The organism is Pseudomonas sp. FP453, from assembly GCF_030687495.1.
Lineage (GTDB): Bacteria > Pseudomonadota > Gammaproteobacteria > Pseudomonadales > Pseudomonadaceae > Aquipseudomonas.
Genome location: NZ_CP117435.1, coordinates 2,428,333 through 2,452,516 on the forward strand (window position 1 = coordinate 2,428,333; position 24,184 = coordinate 2,452,516).

Annotated in this window: 11 protein-coding genes and 1 pseudogene; 11 read left to right on the plus strand and 1 reads right to left on the minus strand. The window is 65.1% G+C overall.

Annotation, left to right across the window (positions count from 1 at the left end):
- The first annotated feature begins 69 nt into the window (after positions 1 to 69).
- The gene (locus tag PSH87_RS11165) at positions 70 to 501 is read left to right on the plus strand and encodes a type II secretion system protein N (RefSeq protein ID WP_305433629.1); all 432 of its coding nucleotides are present in this window, start codon (positions 70 to 72) and stop codon (positions 499 to 501) included.
- On the opposite strand, the gene gspI is transcribed toward PSH87_RS11165, so the two are convergent.
- Entirely contained in the window at positions 488 to 853 is a 366-nt protein-coding gene (gene gspI, locus PSH87_RS11170; RefSeq protein ID WP_305433631.1) for a type II secretion system minor pseudopilin GspI, read from the minus strand. The two genes, PSH87_RS11165 and gspI, sit on opposite strands and share 14 nt — an antisense overlap.
- 148 nt (positions 854 to 1,001) lie before the next feature.
- Between gspI and gspG the strand changes: the two genes are divergently transcribed.
- The 10 genes and pseudogenes from gspG to PSH87_RS28830 all read left to right on the plus strand — a co-directional run bounded on the left by gspG (position 1,002) and on the right by PSH87_RS28830 (position 23,893).
- A complete protein-coding gene (gene gspG, locus PSH87_RS11175) occupies positions 1,002 to 1,451 on the plus strand; it encodes a type II secretion system major pseudopilin GspG (protein ID WP_017734605.1) in 450 nt (149 codons plus the stop codon).
- Between the two features lie 8 nt (positions 1,452 to 1,459).
- Entirely contained in the window at positions 1,460 to 2,329 is an 870-nt protein-coding gene (gene gspK / locus PSH87_RS11180; protein ID WP_305433633.1) for a type II secretion system minor pseudopilin GspK, read from the plus strand.
- Positions 2,326 to 3,372 carry a type II secretion system protein GspL gene (gene gspL, locus PSH87_RS11185; RefSeq protein WP_305433635.1) on the plus strand — a complete coding sequence of 349 codons (1,047 nt, stop codon included), beginning with the start codon at positions 2,326 to 2,328 and terminating at the stop codon, positions 3,370 to 3,372. Before gspK ends, gspL begins: the two co-directional genes overlap by 4 nt.
- Entirely contained in the window at positions 3,365 to 3,868 is a 504-nt protein-coding gene (gene gspM, locus PSH87_RS11190) for a type II secretion system protein GspM (protein ID WP_017734608.1), read from the plus strand. Before gspL ends, gspM begins: the two co-directional genes overlap by 8 nt.
- Complete coding sequence (gene gspD, locus PSH87_RS11195; protein ID WP_305433636.1) at positions 3,865 to 6,150, plus strand: type II secretion system secretin GspD; 2,286 nt, start codon at positions 3,865 to 3,867, stop codon at positions 6,148 to 6,150. The genes gspM and gspD overlap by 4 nt, the downstream gene beginning before the upstream one ends.
- Before the next feature lie 766 nt (positions 6,151 to 6,916).
- Positions 6,917 to 8,335 (plus strand): type II secretion system ATPase GspE, encoded by a 1,419-nt coding sequence (gene gspE, locus PSH87_RS11200; RefSeq protein ID WP_305433638.1) that lies wholly within the window; start codon positions 6,917 to 6,919, stop codon positions 8,333 to 8,335.
- Positions 8,335 to 9,543 carry a type II secretion system inner membrane protein GspF gene (gene gspF / locus PSH87_RS11205; protein WP_305433639.1) on the plus strand — a complete coding sequence of 403 codons (1,209 nt, stop codon included), beginning with the start codon at positions 8,335 to 8,337 and terminating at the stop codon, positions 9,541 to 9,543. The genes gspE and gspF overlap by 1 nt, the downstream gene beginning before the upstream one ends.
- Before the next feature lie 457 nt (positions 9,544 to 10,000).
- Positions 10,001 to 11,203 carry a substrate-binding domain-containing protein gene (locus PSH87_RS11210; protein ID WP_305433641.1) on the plus strand — a complete coding sequence of 401 codons (1,203 nt, stop codon included), beginning with the start codon at positions 10,001 to 10,003 and terminating at the stop codon, positions 11,201 to 11,203.
- 398 nt (positions 11,204 to 11,601) lie between these two features.
- Positions 11,602 to 12,561: pseudogene (locus PSH87_RS28825) on the plus strand (filamentous hemagglutinin N-terminal domain-containing protein); the annotation flags it as partial.
- Positions 12,562 to 17,560: 4,999 nt separating this feature from the next.
- The gene (locus PSH87_RS28830; RefSeq protein ID WP_370695304.1) at positions 17,561 to 23,893 is read left to right on the plus strand and encodes a filamentous hemagglutinin family protein; all 6,333 of its coding nucleotides are present in this window, start codon (positions 17,561 to 17,563) and stop codon (positions 23,891 to 23,893) included.
- Positions 23,894 to 24,184 lie beyond the last annotated feature (291 nt).

A 24,184-nucleotide genomic window follows, 5' to 3' on the forward strand; every position in this document is an offset into this window, starting at 1 on the left:
AGTTTGTGAAATAAAAAAGTGGGAATTGCTCTGTAGGCTGAGGCCACGGACAAACAGGAGGTCCACCCCATGGCATTCGCCCTTCGTGTTTCACCCGCCCACGGCGTGCAGGCGCTGGCCTTGCTCGCGGCGTTGGCGGGCGTGGTGATCTGGACGCCGCTGCTGCTCACATCCGCTGAATCCCACACGCCCCAGGCCTCGCCCCAGGCGTTGGCGGCCCGCAGCGAAAGCCCGGCGTTGCAGTGGTTTGGCAACGCGCCGAGCGCCCTGCACGTCAAGGTCACCGGCGTACTGGCCGGCGCGCGCGGTGCGGTGGCGATCCTCAGCCTCAACGATGGCCCACCGCGCAGCTTCCTGGTGGGCGAACGCCTCAGCCCCGGCGTGCGCCTGACGGCGATTGAAGGCAGCGCCGTGGAGCTTGAGCGCGGCGGCGAAAAGGTCCGCGTCAACCTCGACAAACTGCCGGATGGCCCCGCGTTGCCACGCCTCACTCGGCCATGACCTGGGTGTCCAGCCGCGCCAGGGGCGGCGCTTCGCGGCTGGCGTCGAGCACCCGCAGGGTCACTTGAAACAGGCGGCCATCGGCGTTGATGGTTTGCTCGCAGCGCAGTTTCAAACGGCCCTGGTCACAGTCGAACGTCTTTATGCCGCCACGCAAGTGGCCTTCCAGGCGCAGTTCCGCCAGGCGACTCTGCGCCGCCAGCAACGCCATGGATTTATCGCGCAGCAAGCCATTGCTCTGGGTCATCAGCCCGGCCACGCGCACGGCGGCGGCCATGGCCACGGCGATGATCGCCAGCGCCACCAGCACTTCAATCAGGGTAAAACCTTGCGCGTTGCGACGGCCGACCATGGCGCTCTCAAAGGCGGGAAACAGGCCCGCAGACTAGCGCCGCGAGTTGACCGATTGGCGACCGAAACTCCCGAGGATTTTCAATACGACTGACATGTGTTCTTGCAACACTGCGCCACGAAATGCACCCCAGCCAAGGAATGTCGAGATGGATATCGCGCGCCTAACAACCCCCTTGCCCAGCCCTCGCGGCCAGCGTGGCTTCACCTTGATCGAGATCATGGTGGTGGTGGTCATCCTCGGGATTCTCGCGGCAATGGTCGTGCCCAAGGTGCTCGATCGCCCGGACCAGGCACGCGCCACCGCCGCCAAGCAGGACATCGGCGGGTTGATGCAGGCGCTGAAACTCTATCGCCTCGACCACGGCAGCTACCCGAACATGACCCAGGGTTTGAAAGTGCTGGTGGAACGTCCGGCGGATGCAAAAAACAGCAGCTGGCGCGCCTACCTCGACCGCCTGCCCAATGACCCGTGGGGCCACCCTTATCACTACCTCAACCCGGGCGCCAACGGTGAGGTCGATGTGTTCTCCCTCGGCGCCGATGGCCAGCCGGATGGCGACGGCGTGAATGCCGATATCGGCTCCTGGCAGTTGTAAGGCGCGCCATGAAACGGCATTCGCCCCCAGCGGCGAAGCAGCGCGGTATGGCGATTATCAGCGCGTTGCTGATCGCGGCCGTGGTGGCGGTGATCGCCGGCGGCATGCTCACGCGCCAGACCGTGTTCACCCGCAGCCTCGAAGCCGAACAATTACGCGTGCAGGGCCAGTGGCTGTTGCAGGGCAGCCTTGAGCGCAGCCGGCAGATGTTGTGGGAGGCGCGCCAGAAGGACGTGTTGACGCGCCTCGACCAGCCTTGGGCTTATGCCCAACGGGGTGCGTTTGAAGGTCGCATCGAGGACGAGCAGGGCAAGTTCAACCTGCGCAACCTGGTCAACCGCCAGCTGCCGGATGCCGAGCAGCTGCAAAGCTTCGAGCGCCTGTGCCGTACGTTGGGGGTCGATCCGGCGGTGAGTCGGCGCATCAGCCAACGGGTGATCGGCTCCTACGAAGTGCCGGCCAAGTACCCGATGCTGCGCAACGTGGACGAGTTGAGCGCCATTGAAGGCCTTGACCCGCTGCTGCTGCGGCGCCTGCAAGGGTATATCAGCGTGCTGCCCGGGCAGAGCTGGGTCAACGGCAACACCGCCAGCGCCGAAGTGCTCAGCGCCGTGGTGCCGCAGCTCAGTTTGTCCCAGGCCCAAGTCTTGGTGGCGGAGCGTGACAGCGGCCAGTGGTTTATCAACCGTGGGGATTTCGTCAACCGCCTGCACTTGCCCCAGGTGGCGGTGGAGTCGGTGCAGGTGGGCATTACCAGCGAATGGTTTCGCGTGCAGGGCCAGGCGCGGCGTGAGCAGCGGCGGGTGACCATCGACGCGTTGCTGCATCGCCCGCAAGAGCGCCAGCCGCAGGTGATCTGGTCGCGGGTGGGCGTATGAAACGCTTGCGCATTGGCTTGCCGCCGCTGGATCAATTGAGCGCCGACAGTGCAGTCAAATTCGTTTGGCTGGAGCGTGGCGTGGTCGTCGCCGAAGGCCATGAAAGCCTGCTCCAACTGAGCAAACACCGTCAGGCAGCGGAGTGCTTCCTGCATCCGCGCGACAGCCTGCTCACCAGCCTTGAACTGCCGCCACTGCCCGCCGCAAAAACCGCCGCCGCCGTGGCCTGCGCCGCGCAGGCGTTGATCCTCGGCCCGCTGGAACACATGCACGTGGCCCACGGCCCGCGCGACAGCGAAGGCCGCGTGCAAGTGGCCTGGGTGCCCAAGGCCGGGCTGGAACGGCTGGCCCAGGTGCCGCTCAAGTTACGTGGCCTGTATCCGGCGCCCTATGCCTTGCCGGTGGGCGCGGCCGCCCTGGACGACGGCTACCTGTTGACCCGCGACAGCCTGCACCAAGGCGCCGTGCATCCGTTGGGTCAGCAAGGCCTTGATGTGCCGCTGGTGGACGCCGCGCAGCGCTGGACGGGCGCAGCCCCCGCCTGGGGTTTGCACGCACGCCTCAGCCAGGCGGCCAGCGGCGGCTGGGGCAGGGCGCTGGCCTGTGTCGCGTTGGCCACGGCCGTGTGGACCCTGGGCCTCAACTTCTACGCCGCGCGTCAGGTGGAGGAAGGCCAGCGCATCAAGGCGCTGATGAGCCAGCAGGTGCGCCAGGCATTTCCCGAATTGCCGGTGGTGCTCAACCCCTTGCAGCAGGCCCGGCAACAATTGGCCGCGCGCCAGACCGGTGCCGCCGCCGACCCGGGCCAGCGCTTCAGCAGCCTGCTGCAACTGGCGGGCAGCAACCTGCCGTTTATGGTCGCCAGCGTCGAGCGCCTGACCTTTGAACAAGGGCGCCTGCACCTGCAATTGCTCACGGACAGCCGCAACCCCACGGCCCAGGCCGACTGGCAGGCCGCGCTGGCCCAAGCCGGTTTTGCCGCGACACGCGACGAGAAGGGCTGGAGCATTGGCCCGGCAGCGACGGGAGCCAGCGATGAATAAGTGGGCGCGGCAATTGCGGCTGTTCTGGAACGGCCTGGCCCTGCGTGAAAAACGCATGCTGTCCGGCGTCGGCGTGCTGCTGGCGGGCCTGTTGACCTGGCTGATCCTGATCCAGCCCGCGCTGAAAAAAATCGACTACTGGCAGGCCGAAACCCCGAAGTTGCGCGCCCAGGCCGAAGCCTTGCAGGTGCTGTTGCAAGGCGTCGCCGCGCCGCGCCAGGCTGACGAAGCCACGCTGCGCCAGGCCCTCGACAGCGCCGGCCTGCAAGGCCATTACCAATTGCAGGCGCAGGCCCCGGGCGGCTGGCACCTGACCTTCGACAACGCCCCGGCCGACGCGGTGGTGGACTGGCTGCTGGGCAATCCCCGTTCGTTTTCCCTGGAGGTGTCCGAGGCGCGTTTGCAACGTGCTGGGGATGCCGTCGATAACTCGGCCGGCACTGTGTCCGGGACCGTTCGCATGGATCAGGCGCTTGGCGCTAAGGAAGCTTCATGAAGTGGTCAGTTCCCCCGTTTCGTATGGCCGCGCCGTTGCTGTTGCTGGCCCTGAGTGCGTGCAGCAACCAGGCGGCCAAGCCGTTGCTGGTGGACAGCGAACTCGGCCAACCCCTGGCCGACACCCGCCGCAGCAGCGACAGCCCGCTGGACCGCCAACGCGAACTCGCGCCCAAACCGGCCGTGCAACACCCGATCACCCACAGCGCCCGTGGCCACGCCCCGGCCGCAATCAAGGCGCGCAACCCGCTGGGTGACCAGCCGGTGCAGCTGAACTTTGTCGACGCGGACATCCAGGCGGTGGTGCGCGCCTTGTCCCGCGCCACTGGCCAACAGTTCCTCGTGGACCCGCGGGTCAAAGGCAACCTGACCCTGGTCAGCGAAGGCCAGGTGCCGGCGCACCAGGCCTACGACATGCTGCTGGCGGCGCTGCGCATGCAGGGCTTCAGCGTGGTGGACGTGGGCGGCGTCGCCCAAGTGGTGCCCGAAGCCGATGCCAAGCTGCTCGGCGGGCCGATCTACAGCGCCGGCAGCAGCGGCATGCAGACCCGCACCTTCCGCCTGCAATACGAAAACGCGGTGAACCTGATCCCGGTGCTGCGCCCCATCGTGTCGCCGAACAACCCGATCAACGCCTACCCTGGCAACAACAGCATCGTCATCACCGACTACGCAGAAAACCTCGCCCGCGTGGCGCAGATCATCAGCGGCATCGACACCCCCAGCGCCATCGACACCGACGTGGTCAAGGTGCAGAACGGCATCGCCGTCGACATCGCGGCAATGGTCGCCGAACTGCTCGACACCCAAGGCGCCGACCAGACCCAGAAGATCAACGTGGTCGGCGACCCGCGTTCCAACTCGATCATCATCCGCTCCGGCAGCCCCGAGCGCACCGAGCTGGCGCGCAACCTGATCTACAAACTCGACAATGCCCAGAGCAACCCGAGCAATATGCACGTGGTGTACCTGCGCAACGCCCAGGCGGGCAAGCTGGCGCAGTCGCTGCGCGGCTTGTTGACCGGCGAGAGTGAGTCCGGGGTCAGCGACGAGGCGCGGGGCAAGCTCAGTGCCATGGGCGGCACAGGCCAGAACAGCCAAGGCAGCGCCGCACAAAACAGCAGCGGCACGCCCACCGGCAGCGGCGTGCAATCGAGTTACGGCCAGGACAAACAAAGCACCGGCGCCACTACCAGCAAGGACCAGGACACCGCGTTCAGTGCCGGCGGCGTGACCATCCAGGCCGATGCGACCACCAACACCTTGCTGATCTCCGCGCCGGACCCGCTGTACCGCAACCTGCGGGAAGTGATCGACATGCTCGACCAACGCCGCGCGCAGGTGGTGATTGAAAGCCTGATCGTCGAAGTCGGCGAGGACGATGCCACCGAGTTTGGCGTGCAATGGCAGGCCGGTAACCTGGGCGGCAAGGGCGGTTTTGGCGGGGTCAACCTTGGCGGCAGTGGCGTGAATTCGACGCCTACCAGCAAGACCAGTATCGACGTGTTGCCCAAGGGGCTGAACATCGGTTTGGTCAACGGCACCGTGGACATTCCGGGGATTGGCAAGGTGCTCGACCTCAAGGTGTTGGCCCGCGCGTTGAAGAGCAAGGGCGGCACCAACGTGCTGTCGACGCCGAACCTGCTGACCCTGGACAACGAAGCGGCGAGCATTTTTGTCGGGCAGACGATTCCGTTTGTCACGGGCAGCTATGTGACCGGGGCCGGGGGGACCAGCAACAACCCGTTCCAGACGGTGCAGCGGGAGGAGGTGGGGCTGAAGTTGAATGTGCGGCCGCAGATTTCCGAGGGTGGCACGGTGAAGTTGGATATCTATCAGGAAGTCAGCAGCGTGGACACGCGGGCTTCGGTGGATGCGGGGACTGTGACCAACAAGCGGGCGATTGATACCAGCATTCTGTTGGATGACGGGCAGATCATGGTGCTGGGTGGGTTGCTGCAGGATGGGTACAGCCAGAGCAATGATGCGGTGCCGTGGTTGTCGGATATTCCGGGGTTGGGGGCGTTGTTTCGCAATGAAAAGCGCAGTGTGACGAAGACCAATCTGATGGTGTTTTTGCGGCCTTACATCATTCGCGACAGTGGGGCGGGGCGCAGTATTACGTTGAATCGGTATGAGTTTATGCGGCGGGCGCAGGGGGGGGTGCAGCCGGAGCATAGTTGGGCGATGCCGGATGTGCAGGCGCCGCAGTTGCCCTCGGTGGATAAGGCGATTCCTGGTCAGCAGGGGCCTAGAGCGGTGATTCGGGCGGTGCCGCAGTGATGGGGGGCATATCCGTTGCTGCGGTAACGGCGGCTTATGGTTCCGCTCTTACAGCGGGTCACTTTTGGAAGGACCCAAAAGTAACCAAAAGGTCCTCGCCCCACCACTCGGCACCTCGCTTAGGCTCGGTGTGCCCTCACTCCGGCTTGAATCCGTGGGCCGCCGTCATGGGCCATCCCTGGCCCAGGACGGCTAACCCGGCGTCCTGCCGGGTTACCCACGGATTCAAGCCTGCGTTCGGCCAGCGTGGTTTGACGGGGCGACGAAGATCAACATCAAGATCAAAAGCAGATCAAAAGCAGATCAAGAGCGGGTCGGGTGTGCACCATCCTGTGGGAGCTGGCTTGCCTGCGATGCAGACAACTCGGTACATCAGGCAAACCCAGTTGATGCCATCGCAGGCAAGCCAGCTCCCACAGGGTACCGCGTCAGCTCCAGAGACCCGGTCGGCTATCAGGCCGCCGCGCTGTGTTTTTGATCTTAGGCGCCCCGTTAAACACGCTGGCCGGAATTCGGCATGGATTTGGGGGGTAAACCGGCATGGATGCCGGTTTAGCCGCCCCGCGCCATGGATGGCGCGTGGCGGCGGCCCCCCAAATCCATGTCGGATTACGGGCATGCCGAGCCTGGGCGAGGCACCGAGTGTTGGGGCAAGAGCGTTTTGCTTACTTTTGCGCTCTTCAAAAGTGAGCCGCCGTAAGGGCGGAACCCTAAGCCGCCGTTACCCAAAAAACGGATATGTACCCATAAAAACAGGGCCACGCCAATGAGCCTACTCCCCTACGCCTGGGCCAAATCCCAACGCATCCTCCTGCGCACCAACGCCGAAGGCATGCTGCTAACGGTGTGCCCCTCAACCCCCGGCTGGTCCATCAGCGAAGTCCACCGCCAATTCGGCCAATCCCCCATCGAACACGTCCGCGACGACGAACTCGACGGCCTCCTCACCAGCGCCTACGCCGACACCGGCAGCGCCGCCGCCGTCGTCGGCGCCGCCGAAAACGAGGTCGACCTCGACCGCCTCATGCAAGACATGCCCGAAGTCACCGACCTGCTCGACACCCAGGACGGCGCCCCGGTGATCCGCATGATCAACGCCTTGCTCACCCAAGCCGCCCGCGACGAAGCCAGCGACATTCACATCGAACCCTACGAAACCCACTCCGTGGTGCGCTACCGCGTCGACGGCACCCTGCGCGACGTCGTGTCCCCGCGCAAAGCGCTACACGGCGCACTGGTGTCGCGGATCAAGATCATGGCCCAACTCGACATCGCCGAAAAACGCCTGCCCCAGGACGGCCGCATCGCCCTGCGCGTGGCCGGGCGGCCCATCGACATTCGCGTGTCCACGGTGCCCACCGGTCACGGCGAACGCGTGGTCATGCGCCTGCTGGATAAACAAGCCGGGCGCTTGCAACTGGAAACCCTGGGCATGGAGCCCCAACTGTTGGCGCGCCTCGACACCCTGATCCGCCAGCCCCACGGCATCGTGCTGGTCACCGGCCCCACCGGCAGCGGCAAGACCACCAGCCTCTACGCCGCCCTGGCGCGGCTGGACGCGAGCACCAGCAATATCCTCACCGTCGAAGACCCGGTGGAATACGACCTGCCGGGCATCAGCCAGATCCAGGTCAACGCCAAGATCGACATGACCTTCGGCCTCGCCCTGCGCGCGATCCTGCGCCAGGACCCGGACATCATCATGATCGGCGAGATCCGCGACCTGGAGACCGCGCAAATCGCCGTGCAGGCCTCGCTCACCGGTCACCTGGTGCTGGCGACCCTGCACACCAACGATGCGGTGTCGGCGGTCAACCGCTTGATCGACATGGGCGTCGAGCCCTTCCTGCTCGCCTCGTCGTTGCTGGGCGTGTTGGCCCAGCGCCTGGTGCGTCGCCTGTGCCCGCACTGCAAGCAGGAAGACCCGGCCGCGCCCGGCACCTGGCGCCCGGTCGGCTGCGCGCACTGCAACCAGGTCGGCTACAGCGGCCGTACGGGGATTCATGAATTGTTCAGCGTCGATGACGACGTGCGCAGCCTGATCCACCAGGGCGCCGGTGAGCAGGACCTGCGCCTGGCCGCCCGCCGCGCCGGCATGTTCAGCATGCGTGAAGACGGCGAGCGCTGGGTGCGCAGCGGCGCCACCGCCCCCGAAGAAATCCTGCGTGTGACACGGGACGCCTGATGAATCGCTATCGTTTTGAAGCCGCCGATGCCAGCGGCAAGGTCGAGTCCGGGCATGTGGAGGCCGACAGCCAGAGCGCGGCGTTTGCCAGCCTGCGCGGGCGCGGTTTGACCGCGTTGCTGGTGCAGCTCGAAGGCAACCCATCGGTCGCCAGCAGTAGCCTGTTCACCCCCAAGCTCTCGGACAACGATTTGGCCTGGGCCACGCGCCAACTGGCCAGCCTGCTGGGCGCCAGCCTGCCGTTGGAAGCGGCGCTGAGCGCGACGGTGGAGCAGGCCGAGAAAAAACACATCGCCCAGACCCTGGCCGCCGTGCGCGCCGATGTGCGCGGCGGCATGCGCCTGGCGGAGGCGTTGGCCGCACGGCCACGGGACTTTCCGTCGATCTACCGCGCGCTGATCGCGGCGGGGGAGGAGTCCGGCGACCTGGCCCAGGTGATGGAACGCCTCGCCGACTACATCGAGGAACGCAACAACCTGCGTGGCAAGATCCTTACCGCGTTTATCTACCCCGGGGTGGTGGGGCTGGTGTCCATCGGCATTGTGATTTTCCTGTTGAGCTACGTGGTGCCGCAGGTGGTCAGCGCGTTCTCCCAGGCACGCCAGGACTTGCCGGGGCTGACCCTGGCGATGCTCAACGCCAGCGACTTCATCCGCGCCTGGGGCTGGCTGTGTTTTGCCGGGATCGTCGGCGGTTTCTGGAGTTGGCGCCTGTATCTGCGCAACCCCGTGGCGCGCCTGAATTGGCATAGCCGGGTGTTGCGCCTGCCGCTGATCGGGCGCTTTGTGCTGGGCCTGAACACCGCACGCTTCGCCTCGACCCTGGCGATCCTCGGCGGCGCCGGTGTGCCGCTGTTGCGCGCGCTGGAAGCGGCGCGGCAAACCCTGTCCAACGACCGCCTTGATCAGTGCGTCAGCGACGCCACGGCCAAAGTGCGCGAAGGCGTCAACCTCGCCCCGGCGCTGGCGGTGGAGAAGGTGTTCCCACCGGTGCTGATCCACCTGATCGCCAGCGGCGAAAAAACCGGTTCGCTGCCGCCGATGCTGGAGCGCGCGGCGCAGACGTTGTCGCGGGATATTGAGCGAAGGGCGATGGGCATGACCGCGTTGCTGGAGCCGCTGATGATCGTGGTGATGGGCGCTGTCGTGCTCGTCATCGTCATGGCCGTATTGCTGCCCATCATCGAAATCAACCAACTCGTCACCTGATCCTGCTGTGTGAACACAAATCAACTGTGGGAGCTGGCTTGCCTGCGATAGCGGTGGACCAGATACAAATTCATTGACTGACCCACCGCTATCGCAGGCAAGCCAGCTCCCACATGGGGTCTGTGTGTTCAGTGAATTTGGGTACTCCCGTTCAACCTCGGGTTCCTCATTCCGTCACATCCCAAGCGCTATACGGCCTCCAGCCCCACCCACTGAAACCTCGCTGTCACCTACCTCCAAACCGCTCGGAACCATGACCAAAACACCCGAGAATCTTTTTAAAAATCAAGCGTTTCCTCCCGAGGTTTTTTCCCATAACCGTCATCGGAAACTGCGACTTTCTCTCCCATGGTTTTCACCCCTGGCCACCCCCGCAAGACGGCTTGGGACCGAAGCCATGGCGTCATGCAAGAGCCATCTACCCCAAACGTACAAACACGACGAAAGGAGCTTCTTCATGTTTAAGCGCAACGTTCTCGCGGTATCCATGACCCTCGCTGCCCTGTGCTCGGCACAGGCTGCATTCGCAGACGTAAACGGCGGCGGCGCCACTCTGCCACAGCCGCTGTACCAGACTGCCGGCGTACTGACTGCCGGCTTCGCCCCTTACATCGGCGTCGGCAGCGGCAACGGCAAGGCGGCTTTCCTGAACAACGACTACACCAAGTTTGTGGCTGGTGTGACCAACAAGAACGTGCACTGGGCGGGTAGCGATTCCAAGCTGTCGGCTGCCGAGCTGCTGGCTTACAAAACCAACAAACAACCGACCTGGGGCAAATTGATCCAGGTGCCTTCGGTGGCCACTTCGGTTGCCATTCCGTTCAACAAGACCGGCACCAACGCGGTTGACCTGACTGTTCCGCAACTGTGCGGCGTGTTCTCCGGTCGCCTGACCACCTGGAACCAAATCACCGGCTCCGGCCGTACTGGCCCGATCGTCGTGGTTTACCGTGACGAGTCGAGCGGCACCACCGAGCTGTTCACCCGCTTCCTCAATGCCAAGTGCACCGAAGCCAAGAAGTTCGCCATCACCACGACCTTCAAAGACAGCTACGGCTTCGTCGCTGGCGTCAGCGCCGGTACCTTGCCAGCCGGCGCAGTGCCTGCTACCACCAGCCAAGGCGTGATGACTGCGCTGAACGCTGCCCAAGGCCGAATCACCTACATGAGCCCGGACTACGCGGCGACTACTTTGGCCGGTCTGGATGACGCCACCAAAGTTGCCAAGATTGGCGGTGTTTCGCCGGCTCCAGGCAACGTATCGGCCGCTATCGGTCAGATCCTTGCTCCAACCCAAGCCCGCCCTAACGGTTCGTTCATCGACGCCACCGACCAGGACAACTGGGTTCCAGTATTCGCCGCCACTGCAAGCGGTTCGTCCACCTTCGCTTACCCATCCACCGGCTACCCGATCCTGGGCTTCACTAACCTGATCTTCAGCCAGTGCTACGCCGACGCGAACCAAACCACCCAAGTGCAAGACTTCTTCCTGCGTCACTACGATGCAGCCATCAACAACGACACCGCCATCAACGACAACCGCTTCGTACCGCTGCCAGCTAACTGGAAACAAGCGGTAACCGACACCTTCGCGACCGCTTCCAACGCCCAAGGCATCGGCAACACCAGCGTCTGCAACCAAATCGGTCGTCCGCTGTAACCCCTGCTTTCAACGACCCGCACCACCGATCAGCAACGGCCTGCGCCGTTGCTGATTTTTTTTGCGTTAGCAGCCGTATATGAACTTTGCATGACAGAAGTTCAGTCGCGCCCCTCGCCAACCGCCTAACCCTCATACGTGCGCCTGTCTTGCCCCGGGGCGCTAACAAAGAAGGAAGATTCCCGATGGTCCGCTGCAAACCCACGCTCAAGCTGAATGCCCAGGGCCCGCGTGCCCAGACCGTGTTGCGCCTCAAGCCGCTGGCCCAGGCCATTGCCTTGTTGATGGTGGCGGGCAATGCCCATGCCGCCCAGGCGTTCAGTGCTGCGTGGTTTGCCGAAAAAGGCGCGACGCGCGCCACCACCGCTGCGCGTTTGAGCGCGGGGCAGGTGCCGGGCATGCCGACGCTGAGCCAGCAGGCGCAGGTCAACCAGCGCCTGGCGCGGTCCATCAGCACGCTGAACACCAGCGTCGCGGCGATTGCGGCCCAGCAGGCGGCGCAGGCGGCGGGGCGGCAGGCGGCGTTGGGGCAGGTGTCGACTATTCCCGATGGCCTGGGCAAGGGCGGTTTGCAGGTGGACAACAGCCTGACCCAGGGCTGGATCAACGCCAAGGCGCCGACCCAGTCCCAGGCGGGTGGCAAGACCACGGTGAGCATCGAGCAGACCGCCGACAAGGCGATCCTCAACTGGGAGACCTTCAACGTCGGGCGCAACACCACCGTGGACTTCCAGCAGCAGTCCAACTGGGCCGCGCTGAACCGCGTCAACGATCCGAATGCGCGGCCGAGCGAGATCCAGGGCCAGATCAAGGGCGCGGGCACGGTGATGATCATCAACGCCAACGGCGTGGTCTTCGGCGGCACCAGCCAGGTCAATGTGCGCAACCTGGTGGCGGCGGCGGCGAACATCACCGATGAGCAGTTCACCCAACGCGGCCTCTACGTCGATACCACCGGCACCGAGCCGACCTTCACCGACGCGGCCGGCAAGGTCGAGGTGCAACGCGGTGCGCTGATCCAGACCCACAACGCCGCCACCTCCACCGACGCGGGCGGTTATGCCTTGCTGCTCGGCACCGAGGTGGAAAACGCCGGCACCATTATCACCGCCAAGGGCCAGACCACCCTGGCGGCCGGTGACAGCTTCTACATCCGCAAAGGCGTCGGCACGGCGGGCAACGAGCGTTCCACCACCCGTGGCAATGAAGTCGCCACCGCCCTCAACTTCGAGAGCGCGGCGGGCAAGGTCAGCAACAGCGGCCTGATCATGGCGTCCACCGGCGACATCACCCTGACCGGTCACCAGGTCCAGCAAAACGGCGTCGCGCTGGCCAGCACCTCGGTGGACACACGCGGCACGATTCACTTGCTCAACTCGGCCAGCGACAGCGCCGGCAGCGTCACCCTCGGCGCCGGCAGCACCACCGCAATCCTCTTGGATGCCAGCGGCAGCACTGCGCTGAATACCCAGAAGAACAACGGCCTGACCCTGCTCGACGGCAAGCCCGCCAACCTGATCGACGGCCAGTTCGACCACCTCAGCGCGGTGGCCGACCGCACCGACCAGTCGCGCATCGAGATCGTCAGCGGCGGCACCGTGGACTTCCAGAAAGGCTCGATCACCTTGGCCACCGGCGGCCAGGTCGCAGTCAGCGCCGGCCAGCGCAGCCTGGTGCGCGATGGCGCGATCATCGACGTGTCGGGGGCGGTCGGCGTCAAGGTGGCGATGGAAGCCAACAACATCAAGATCAACGTGCAGGGCAACGAACAGCGCGATGCCGCGGTCAACCGCGACAATGGGCAACTGATCAACAACGACGTGTGGGTGGACCTGCGTGAGCTGGTGTTTGTCGCGGCGGGCACCAACGGCTACGCCACGGACCGCTGGTACACCGCGGGCGGCTTGCTGGAAGTCGGCGGCTACCTCGGCACCCAGGGCCACTCGGTGGGTGAGTGGATGGCCCAGGGCGGCACCGTGACCTTTACCGGCAAGGATGTGGTGACCCAGCAGGGCGCGCAGATCAACCTGTCGGGCGGCACCGTGGATGTGCAGGACGGCTACATCCGGCAAACCTGGCTCAAGGGTCCGGATCGCCGCTTGTATGAGCTGTCGCGGGCGCCGGGGGACATTCTCTATTCCGGAATCTACAAGGGTTATGAAGACACCAGCGTGCGCTGGGGCCAGACCGAGTATTACTACAACCCGCTGATTGCGCCGCAGGGGCGCAACGAAGCCGGTTATACCGTGGGCCGCGATGCCGGCAAGCTGGTGGTCGGCACCACCAGTGCGGTGCTCGAAGGGCAGGTGGTCAGTGATGTGTTCCAGGGCGAGCGGCAGATGCAGGCACCGGCGATCAACCTCGACGGCTACCAGCAGTCGCAGAACGCGATGGCCCAGCGCGCGCAGTTGATCATTGGCCAGTACGTGCCGATCTATAACAAGACCACGGGCACCTTGCGTTATGCGTTGGGCGCGACCGCCGAGCAGGTGTTGATCGACAGCAACACGCAAAAAATCGCCGACGGCCTCGACCTCACCACGGAACTGCCGAGCGAGCGTCAGGGCCAGATTGTGCTCGACAGCGAGCAACTCAACGGCTTCCAGTTGGGCGCGGTCAAGGTTGCGGCCAACCAGCAGGTCAGCGTCAACGGTGCGCTCAACGTCGCCGATGGCGGCACCATCACCCTGTTCGTGCCGGGGGTGGCGGTCAACGCCAACCTCACGGCCCACGGCGGCAGCATTCATGCCGGGAACATTCTCAGCCAGGTCGACCCGCTCAAGGACGGCGCGGTGGCCGACACGATCCTGCCGGGCGACGGCAGCCTGACGGTGGCGGAAGGGGTCAAGCTGGACGTCAGTGGGCGCTGGAACAACTTGCTGCTGGACGCGGCCAACAACACCGGCGTGGCCTATGTGAACGGCGGCAAGGTCTCGCTGCGTGGCACCGGCAACATCAGCCTGGCGGCCGGTAGCGTGGTGGACGCGTCTTCCGGCGCCACGCTCGGTGTGGACGGCAAACTGGCGGGCGGCAAGGGCGGCAACGTGACCTTGAGCGCCCTCGGTGCCTTGGGCCTGGACGGCGAGCTGCGCGGCTACGGCGTCAACGGCGGCGGCACCCTGGCGTTGCAGACACGCAAGGTGCAGATCGGCGACAGCGCCGTGGCTGCGGATGCCGACACCCTGAAACTGGCGGGTGACTTCTTCAACAAGGGCTTTTCGGCCTACGACATCACGGGCAACGAAGGTTTGCTGGTCACCGACGGCACGCAGGTCGATGTCACTGCTCCGGTGCTGCGCGCCGGTGAGCAGGCGTTGTCTGCCGCCACCGGCAGCGATCCGGCCATCGCCCTGGAGCGCTGGACCCCCGCGCTCTACCAAGAAGACGCGATCAAGGGCGTACTGACCCAGCGCCGTGGCGCAACCCTGAGCCTGAATGCCGGCGAGAACAACTCCACCGCCGAGCAAATGGCAAGCACCGTGCTGACCGTGGGCCCAGGCGCGGTGATCAATGTTGACCCGGGCCAGGCCATCAACCTGCGCAGCGTCGGTCAACTGAACATGGACGGCACGCTGAATGCCTGGGGCGGCAGCATCACCCTGGGAGGGCTGCGCGCCGCCGCGTCCGATGCGGTGAACTCCCTCGGCCATGGTCGCTCGATCTGGGTCGGCGAACACGCGCTGATCGATGCCGCAGCGCGGGCGGCGACCGCGCTGGACAACCGTGGCCGCGCCTATGGCGTGGTCCGCGACGGCGGCACCATCAATATCGGCGGCACCCTCGACCTGACGACGGGCATTGCCACCGCCAGTGATTTGTTTGTGGTGGTGCGCGAAGGCGCGCGCCTCGACGCTTCCGGCACCCAGGCGCCATTGAACATTGCCGGGCAGGGCCTGGTACAGCAGGCCAGCAATGGCGGCAGCATCAGCCTGGCGTCGAATAACGGCCTGTACCTGGACGGCAGTTTTGTCGCCCGGGCGGGCGGTGCTGGCGCGGCGGGCGGTAGCCTGGCGGTGGCGCTGGAAAGTCCGAACTACGAGCGGTTTACCGCCGTCGATCAGGTGCTCAAGGGCCGTGAACTGCTGCTCAGCCAGACCCATCAGCGTCACGACCTGGCCGGCACGCCAGAGGAGGCCGCCGCAGGGCTGGAATATGGCCATGGGCGCCTGGGGGTGGATCAAGTCAGCGCGGGTGGCTTTGATAACCTGGCGCTGATGAGCAACGGCATCATGGGCTTTGACGGCGACGTTGCACTGGCGCTGGGGCAGAGCCTGCGACTGTTCGGTTCGGCGTTTGCCCTCAGTGAAAATGCTGCGGGTGATTCGCGGGTCAACCTGTCGGCGCCGTATCTATTGCTCAACGGCATCAACACGCCCGGCAAGGATCAGTACATTCGCCCGATTATCGAGCTGCCCAAGCCGTCGTTTCTGGAGACAGCCGCGCAGTTCAATGCCAGTGGCAACCTGATCGATGTGCGCGGCAGTGTGTTGTTTGGCCTCAAGGGCAGCCTGAATCAGGCGGATTGGAGTTTGTTGGACATCGAGCGTCGCGGTTTTGATCAGGTGAACCTGACCAGCCAGGGCGACCTGCGCTTCCTCGCCGGGCCGAATGAGAACGCCATTGCGCCGGGTATCAGCACGCAATTGCTGACCCATGGCGACATGACCCTGCGCGCGGCCCAGTTGTATCCGGGCACCCAGGCCAGTGCGCGGGTGATCGCCGGATATCTGGGGGAAGTGACTGCCAACTCGATCCAATTCGACCCGCTGCGTACGCTGACCATCGGCCGTACCGGCAGCGCCGACGCCGCCATGCCGTATTCGGCCTTCGGCCGCCTGCAACTGGGCGCGGCGACGGTTCGCCAGGGCGGTGTGGTGCGTGCGCCATTGGGCCTGATCGACATCGGCAGTATGGGCAGTAGTCTGGTGCAATTGTTGCCGGGCAGTCTCACCTCGGTGAGTGGCAAGGGCCTGGTGCTGCCGTATGGCGGCACGCTGGACGGCCAGGAGTACCGCTATAACGGGCAAAAGGTCACGTTTATCGGCCAGGGTGGCGTGGCCACGGCGATGAGCGATCTGAGCGTCGGGGTGATCCTCGGCGGTACCACGGTGGCCGTGCAGCCGCAGGCCACGCTGGATCTGTCCGGCGGTGGCGAATTGCTCGGGGCTGGTTTTATTTCCGGCCGTGGCGGCTCCACTGACGCGCGCTTCAACCCGCTGGTGCAGTTCGGCGCCAACGGCGGGTTTGTGCTGCCGGGCCTGGCCACCAACCCGGTCTATGCAATTGTGCCGGGGATCCAGCCGGGTGCCGCGCCCGTGGCGCCGGAGGGCGGCGCTTCAGCGCCAATGGTCGGCCAGCAGGTCACGATCGGCGCCGGCGTGCCGGGGTTGCCGGCGGGCACCTACACCCTGATGCCCTCCACCTACGCGCTGCTGCCGGGGGCCTTTCGCGTGGAGGTCAATGGCCTCGCCGGGCTTGGCAGCGACGCGGCGACCACCTTGATGCGCAATGGCTCGTGGGCCACTTCCGGGCACCTGTCGATTGCCAATACCGGGATCAGCAACAGCATCGCCAGCCAGTTGATCCTGACTTCCGCCGATACCCTGCGCCGTTACTCCCAATACAACGAAACAGGCTATGCCCAGTTCGCCAAAGCCGATGCCGCGCGGCTAGGTGTGCCGCGACCGATGCTGGAAGCCGACGCCAAGACCTTGAAGCTGGCGCTGCGCCCCGGTGCGGGTGCCGATGGCTTTTCGTTCGAGGGCGTAGGGCGGTTTGATCCTGCTTCCGGCGGGTACGGCGGTACGGTGGCCGTGACGGACCCAACTTGGCAGGGCATTGAAGTGATCGGCGCCGGCAAGGCCGCCACGGCAGACTACGCCGGCATCACCCTCAAGGCCGACACCCTCAATGCCTTGGGCGCCTCACGCCTGGTGGTGGGCGGGATGACCGTGGTGGAGTACGGCCAATCCGGCAACTTCATCGGGCTGGCAGGAGGCCTCAATGGCGCCAACAGCACGGTGACGTTGCGCGAAGGCGCCACCCTTGCCGCGCCGGAAGTGTTCCTGGTCAGCGACACCGGTGGGATCGTGGTCGAGCAGGGCGCCTCGATCAACACCCTCGGGCGTGGCAAGGCCAGCTACGACGCGCGTGACGGGTTTACCTACCAGGTGCTGAACATGCTGGCCGTGTCCAACGGGCTACTCAATGTGGTCAGTGCGCGCTCGCAAGGCGGTGTCAGTCAGGGCATTAACGTGGGGGCTTGCGACAGTGGCGCGTGCAGTGGTGGGACTGGCTTGTATTCCGATGGCAGCATCGTCGCGTTGACCGACGGCACGTTCCAACCTGGGCGACTCAGTGCGCTACGGCACCCGTCACCTCAACCTCGGTGTCAGCGCGATCAACCTGGGCAGCGTCGAAGCCCTGGCCGCAGCGGGGAACCGCGTGCCGGCCGGACTGACCCTGACCCAAGCGCTGCTCGACCGCCTGTTGCGCGGCGACACGCAATTCGGCGCGCCCGCCCTGGAAACCCTGCAACTGTCCGCCCGCGACAGCTTCAACTTCTACGGCACCACCAGCCTCGACACCTACGACCCGCTCACCGGCAAGTCGCTGCTGAGCAACCTGATGCTGTCCACCCCGGCGATGTATGGCGCCGGTGGCGCCAATGATGTGGCGACGATCCACACCGCCAACCTGATCTGGCTGGGCGCCACCAATGCCCCTGGCGCGGTGGTGACAGGCGGCGCGGGCACTGGTAGCGGGCGCCTCGACATCAACGCCGAGCGCATCGAGTTTGGCTATGGCGACTTCGGCCAGCCGAGCAATGTGAAAAGCTTCGACCGCCTGGCCCTCGGGTTTGCCAACGTCAATCTCAACGCCAGCGAGCGCGTCACCGCCAACCACAAGGGCAGCCTGAAGGTGTACCAGAGCCAGGGCGCCTATGACCCGGTCACCGGCTTCCAGTACAGCGGCGGCAACCTGACCATTCGCACTCCGCTGATGACCGGTGCTGCCGGCTCGGTGAACCGCATTACCGCCGGTGGCGCAATTGATATCGGCGCCTCCGCCGGTCCCCGTGGCACCGCCAGCGGCCAGGGTGCCGAGCTGGCCTTGCAAGGCGACAGCATTCGCGTGGCCGGGGCGGTGGTGTTGCCCAGCGGCAAGGTCAGCCTCAGTGCCCGTGGCGATGTGGTGTTGACCGATGACGCACTGATCGACGTGGCCGGGCGCCCCATCGCCTTCAACGATGTAATCCAATACGGCTGGGGCGGCGACGTGTTGCTCGACAGCCGCAACGGCAATATCCGCCAGGCCGCCGGTTCGACCATCGACCTGTCGGCCCAGCACAACCAGGCCGGTAAATTGCGCGCGGTGGCAACCGACGCGGCGGCCGGTATCGTCGATCTGCAAGGCAAGATCCTGGGCAGCAGCAGCGGTTATTACGCCGCCGGTGGCACGTCGATGCCCTACGAGGCCGCGACCGTGGAACTCCAGGCCCAGCACCTGGGCGGCAGCGGTTCCCTCGACCAGCAATTTGCCGACCTCAACGGGCGCCTCAACCAGGGCGCGGTCTATGGTGGCCGCAGCTTCCAGCTCAAGCAGGGCGACTTGACCATCGGCAACGGCCTCAAGGCCGGCAACATCAGCGTGTCCCTCGACAACGGCCGCCTGCGGGTCAACGGCCTGGTGGACGCCAGCGGTGAGCGCGTCGGCAGCATTACCCTGGCCGGCAAGCACGGCCTGACCCTTGACGGCACGGCGGTACTCGACGCCCACGGCAGCAAGCTGCGGGTGGACAGCTACGGCAAGATCATCGACTCGCCCAACCGCGCCATGGTGGTGCTGGGCTCCGGCGACGGCCAACTGACCCTTGCCAGCGGCGCCCGTATCGACCTGCGCCACGGCACTGACGGCGCGGCCGGCAACGACGGGCGCAATCGCGGCACCCTGGAACTCAACGCGCCACGCCTCGGCAGCAATGACATTGCCATTGACGCCAGCGGCCGCGTGACGATCCAGGGCGCGCGTTCCATCAGCCTCAATGGCATGGCCACCTACGACGATGCCCCGGAAAAAACCGACGCCACCGCCAGCGGCAAGCCCTATCAGGAGATCACCCAGGGCTACCTGGATGGCAAGCACGCGCTGAGCAACGACTTCATCAACGCCGCGTTGCAGAACACCGACTTGCTGCAAAACAAACTCGCCGGGCTGAACAACGCCACCTACGCCGATGCTTTCCATGTGCGCCCCGGCGTGGAAATCGTCAGCAAGACGGCGGACGGTGACCTGGTGGTGCAGGGCGACCTGGACCTGTCCCGTTATCGCTACGCCAGCCTCAACCCCCATAGCCAGCAGGACGACACGGTCTACGGTTCCGGTGAATCCGGCAGCCTGACCCTGCGTGCCGGTGGCGATCTGAATATCTACGGCAGCATCAACGACGGCTTCGCGCCGCCACCGTCGTCGGCGGACGATAAAGGCTGGGTGTTGCTGCCGGGTATCGACTACCGGGGCGGTACGGTGGTGGTGCCGGGCAACGGCGTGACCCTGGCCGATGGCACGGCGTTCCCGGCGGGCACCACGCTGAACTATGACCTGCCGATCAAGGGCCTGACGGTCGCGGCCAATACCCGGCTGCCGGTAACGGCGACACTGGGCCAGGAGCTGGTATTGGCGGCTGGCAGCGTCGTCGCGGCGGATGTGCGCGATGCGGGCGGCAATCTGTTGTTCGCCGCGGGCACCTTGCTCAGCGAGGCGCAGACATTGGCCGAGGGCACGCAATTGGGCGCCGGTACGCTGTTGACCGAGGGCACCGTGTTGCAGGGCATGCTCTGGCCGAAAGGCGTGCCGTTGCCAGGCGTGCATCAGGCCAACCTGAGCAACAACCTTGTGTTGCTCGATGGCACCAAGGACTTGCCCAAAGGCGCGCTGATTCCTGCCGGCACCAACGTGAAATTGCCCGATGGCGTGAGGTCGGTGCAACTGCGTGCTGGCGGGTCCGGGCAGCTGTGGGCAATCGCGCCTATGTTGGCCGAGGGCACGCAGTCGTGGTCGTTGCGCTTGGTTGCAGGCGCCGATACCGAGGCTGCCGACAGTCGCATCCTGCAAGCGCATCCGCGCAGCGGTGATCTGCATCTGGCGGATACGCATTACGGCATGTTCGCCAAGCAATTGCCGCCGCGCGGCGTGGAAGTCTGGACGGCGGCTGCGGTCGCGTATCTGGGGGGCAAAGGGGTGACCGTCAAGGCGGGTGATCCCGTTGATCAGCGGGTACTCGATGGCCTCAACCAGGGTTCGATCAATGATTTTTGTGGTGCGTCCCCGCAGTTCTGCAAGACCACAGGGGCTTATGTCTTCACCCAGTACTCCGTCGATCGCTTCGCGAGGGCGGGGGTCGTGGTAACGCTGGGTGCCGAGATGACCGACGAACTGGTGTATCGCTTCAACCGGTTTACCGTGGACCAGTTGTGCGCCGCCAGCATGATGTTTTGCCAGCTCAAAAACCCGCTGGAGTATGCGGCTGCACCGGCGAGCACACGTTTCAGCGTGATCCGCACCGGCACCGGCGACCTGGACTTGTTGAGCGCAGGCAACCTGAGCATGGACTCGTTGTATGGGGTGTACACCGCCGGTACGTCTTCGTCGGGCACGTTCGAGGGCGACCCGTATAACCAGGCCAAGGCGAAGCAGGGGGTGGCGAAAACTGTGCTGAGCGCGGGCAGCCTGTTCGAGCAATTCGTCAACGGCTCGCCCACCAGCCTGTACCGGGCGTGGTATCCAGAGGCAGGGGGTAATCTGACGATCACTGCCGGGGGCGATTTGACCGGTGATATCACCAGCACCACTCTGAACACTGTCGGGCGCCCCGATCCCAAGGATATCGGGACCGACTCGGCCAACGTCGGCAACTGGCTGTGGCGCCAGGGCAGCAATGCGGTGGCGACCGGAGGGCAGGCGCAACCGAGCGCCTGGTGGATCAACTTCGGTAGTTACGCTGCGACGCCTTCGGGGGCCGATACCATGCTTGGCTTCACCGGATTTGGCACCCTCGGCGGCGGCGATCTGACGGTCAACGTCGATGGCAACGCCGGGGTCTTGAATACGCTAGGTTATGGCCTCAGCAACACGGCGTTGAACCCCCATAGCCAAGGCCTGGTGCTGGCAGTCGGCAGTACGGGCAGGGTCGCCAGCGATGGCGGCTTGCAGTTGACCGGCGGCGGCGACCTGCGGGTGCGCATCGGTGGCAGCTTGAACCCCGCCAGTCTTGCAAGCTCCGATGACCACCGTGATGGCGTGCTGGTCAACCTTCGCGGCGATGTGCAGTTGCGCAGCGCCAGCGTGGGCAGCGTCGATCTGTTGTACGGCAATACATCTACCGAACAGAGCCCCGGCGAGACCCGTGCATTCGACCCGCTGGTCTCGACCCGTGGCGTGGCGCGTGGTGGGCTGACCCTGGTGCCGGGCGACGCGACGTTCAATGTGCAGGCCCTGGCGGATCTGGTGGTACAGAACGTTGAAGACCCGGGCCGGGTGTCGATCAGCCATGCCTCGCCGTTTGCACAAGGCACCACCCTGGGTACCGGCGCCAGTTGGTTCACGTTGTGGACCAAGGACACGGCTATCGATCTGTTCTCCTTGGGTGGGAACCTGACGCCGTTTACTCGATCCGATACGCCGGCCGACCTGGCGGTGGTCTATCCGTCAATTGTGCGGGCAACGGCGGCTGGCGGGAGTCTGTATTACGGTAAAGCGGCCGAACTGCAAGCCAACAACGACGGAAACTACAGCTACCCCTTGCTGCTGGCACCGGGGCAGAACGGCCAGTTGCAATTCCTTGCTCAGGGCTCGATCTACGGCGGTGGTATGGCGGTCAGCCAGTCCGGGGCGGCGCAAAGTTCGCTGGCAACCCCTTGGAATCCTGCCTATCAAGCTCGTATTGGCACTGCGGTGGTGGCCAGTAACCTGCCAGCCAGTGGCAGCTTGGGCTCCTTGTCGTTGTTTGCGTTTGGGCCAGCTACGGCAGCTGCGTCCGCCGTTGGCAGTGCTGAACCGGCGCGTTTTTATGCGATGGACGGCGATCTGGTCGGAGTAAGCAGTGGTCGGATTATCACGTTTAGCGCAACCCCAGGGTCACTGCATGAAGGTGAGACTTGGTATGAAGGTAACGGTGCGATAAGGATGATGGCCGGGCGGGATATCGTCAGCAGTGGTCGTAGCTTTGGCCTGGACAGGACTGACGCGGGTTCGAGCAATAACCTTTTCTTGCACAAAAACCCCAACGACATCTCCATCGTCTCCGCCGGCCGCGACATCCTCTTCAGCAACTTCCAAGTCGCCGGCCCCGGCCTGCTGGAAGTTTCCGCCGGGCGCAACATCCTGCTGACCGGCGCCGGTGGCGAGCACAGCGTGACCAGCCTTGGCGCGATCCTGCCGGGCGATACCCGCCCCGGTGCGAGCATCGTCATGCAGGCCGGTGTCGGCGCCAACGGGCCGGATTACCAGCGCTTTGTCGCGACCTACCTGAACCCGCTCAACCAGGCGCAACCCGGTGAGTCGTTGCAGGGCGTCAAGGTTGCCAAGACCTACGAAAACGAACTGGTCACCTGGCTGGCCGAGCGCTTCGGTTTTGTCGGCGACAGCGAGCAGGCGCGGGCCTACTACGCGGCGCTGCCTGCCGAGCAGCAACGGGTGTTTGCCCGCGACGTGTACTTCGCCGAGCTCAAGGCCGCTGGCCGCGAGTACAACGAGGACGGCGGCGTGCGCCAGGGCAGCTACCTGCGTGGCCGCACGGCGATTGCGGCGCTGTTCCCGGACAAGGATGTGGCCGGCAACCCGATCACCTATCAGGGCGATATCACCTTGTTCAACGGCTCGGGCGTACACACCAATGCCGGCGGCTCGATCCAGATGTTCACCCCGGGCGGCGGCCAGACCTTCGGCATCGAAGGCGCGGCACCACCGTCCACGGCCGGGGTGATCACCCAGGGCGCCGGGGATATCCAGCTGTACTCCATGGGCAGCATCCTGCTCGGGCAAAGCCGGATCATGACCACCTTTGGCGGCTCGATCATGGGCTGGACCGCCGAGGGCGACATCAACGCCGGGCGCGGTTCCAAGACCACCGTGGTGTACACGCCGCCCAAGCGGGTCTATGACAACTGGGGCAACGTGAGCCTGTCGCCGTCGGTGCCGAGTACCGGCGCGGGGATCGCCACGCTCAACCCGATCCCGGAAGTGCCGGCGGGGGACATCGACCTGATCGCGCCGCTGGGCACCATCGATGCGGGCGAGGCGGGCATTCGCGTGTCGGGCAACATCAACATCGCGGCCCTGCGGGTGGTGAACGCGGCGAATATCCAGACCCAGGGCAAGTCGTCCGGGGTGCCGGTCTCGGCCACGGTCAACACCGGCGCCATGAGCTCGGCCAGCGCGGCGGGGGCGGCGGCGTCCCAGGCTGCAGAAGACGCGGCGCGCAATCAGCAGGCGGCGGCGAAGCAGGGGCGGCCGTCGATTGTCACCGTGGAAGTGCTGGGCTTTGGCACGGAGCCGGTACCGCGTGAGCCGGAGCAGAAGAGCTCCGGCTACAACCCCAACAGCCCGGTGCAGGTGCTGGGCGCCGGGCCGCTGAGCGAACAGGCGCGGGCGCGGTTGACGGATGAGGAGCGCAAGCAGATCAGTTTGTAGTTTTTTGAAGGACCTCTCGATGTAGCTTTGGGGCGATCACTGATCGCCCTTTTTTTTGATGCTTGAAAATGTATGCCGATCCAAATGTGGGAGCGGGCTTGCCCGCGATAGCGGTGGATCAGTGGATGAATAGGCTGACTGACACACCGCCATCGCGGGCAAGCCCGCTCCCACACAAGCCCATTCCCATATTTTTGGCTGTGCCCGGCCTTGCGAAATTGCCCCCCAGCCAATCATAAATGAAGCTTTCATGACAAAAGTTCGGTAGCTCCCACCCACCCCCGTCTCTCC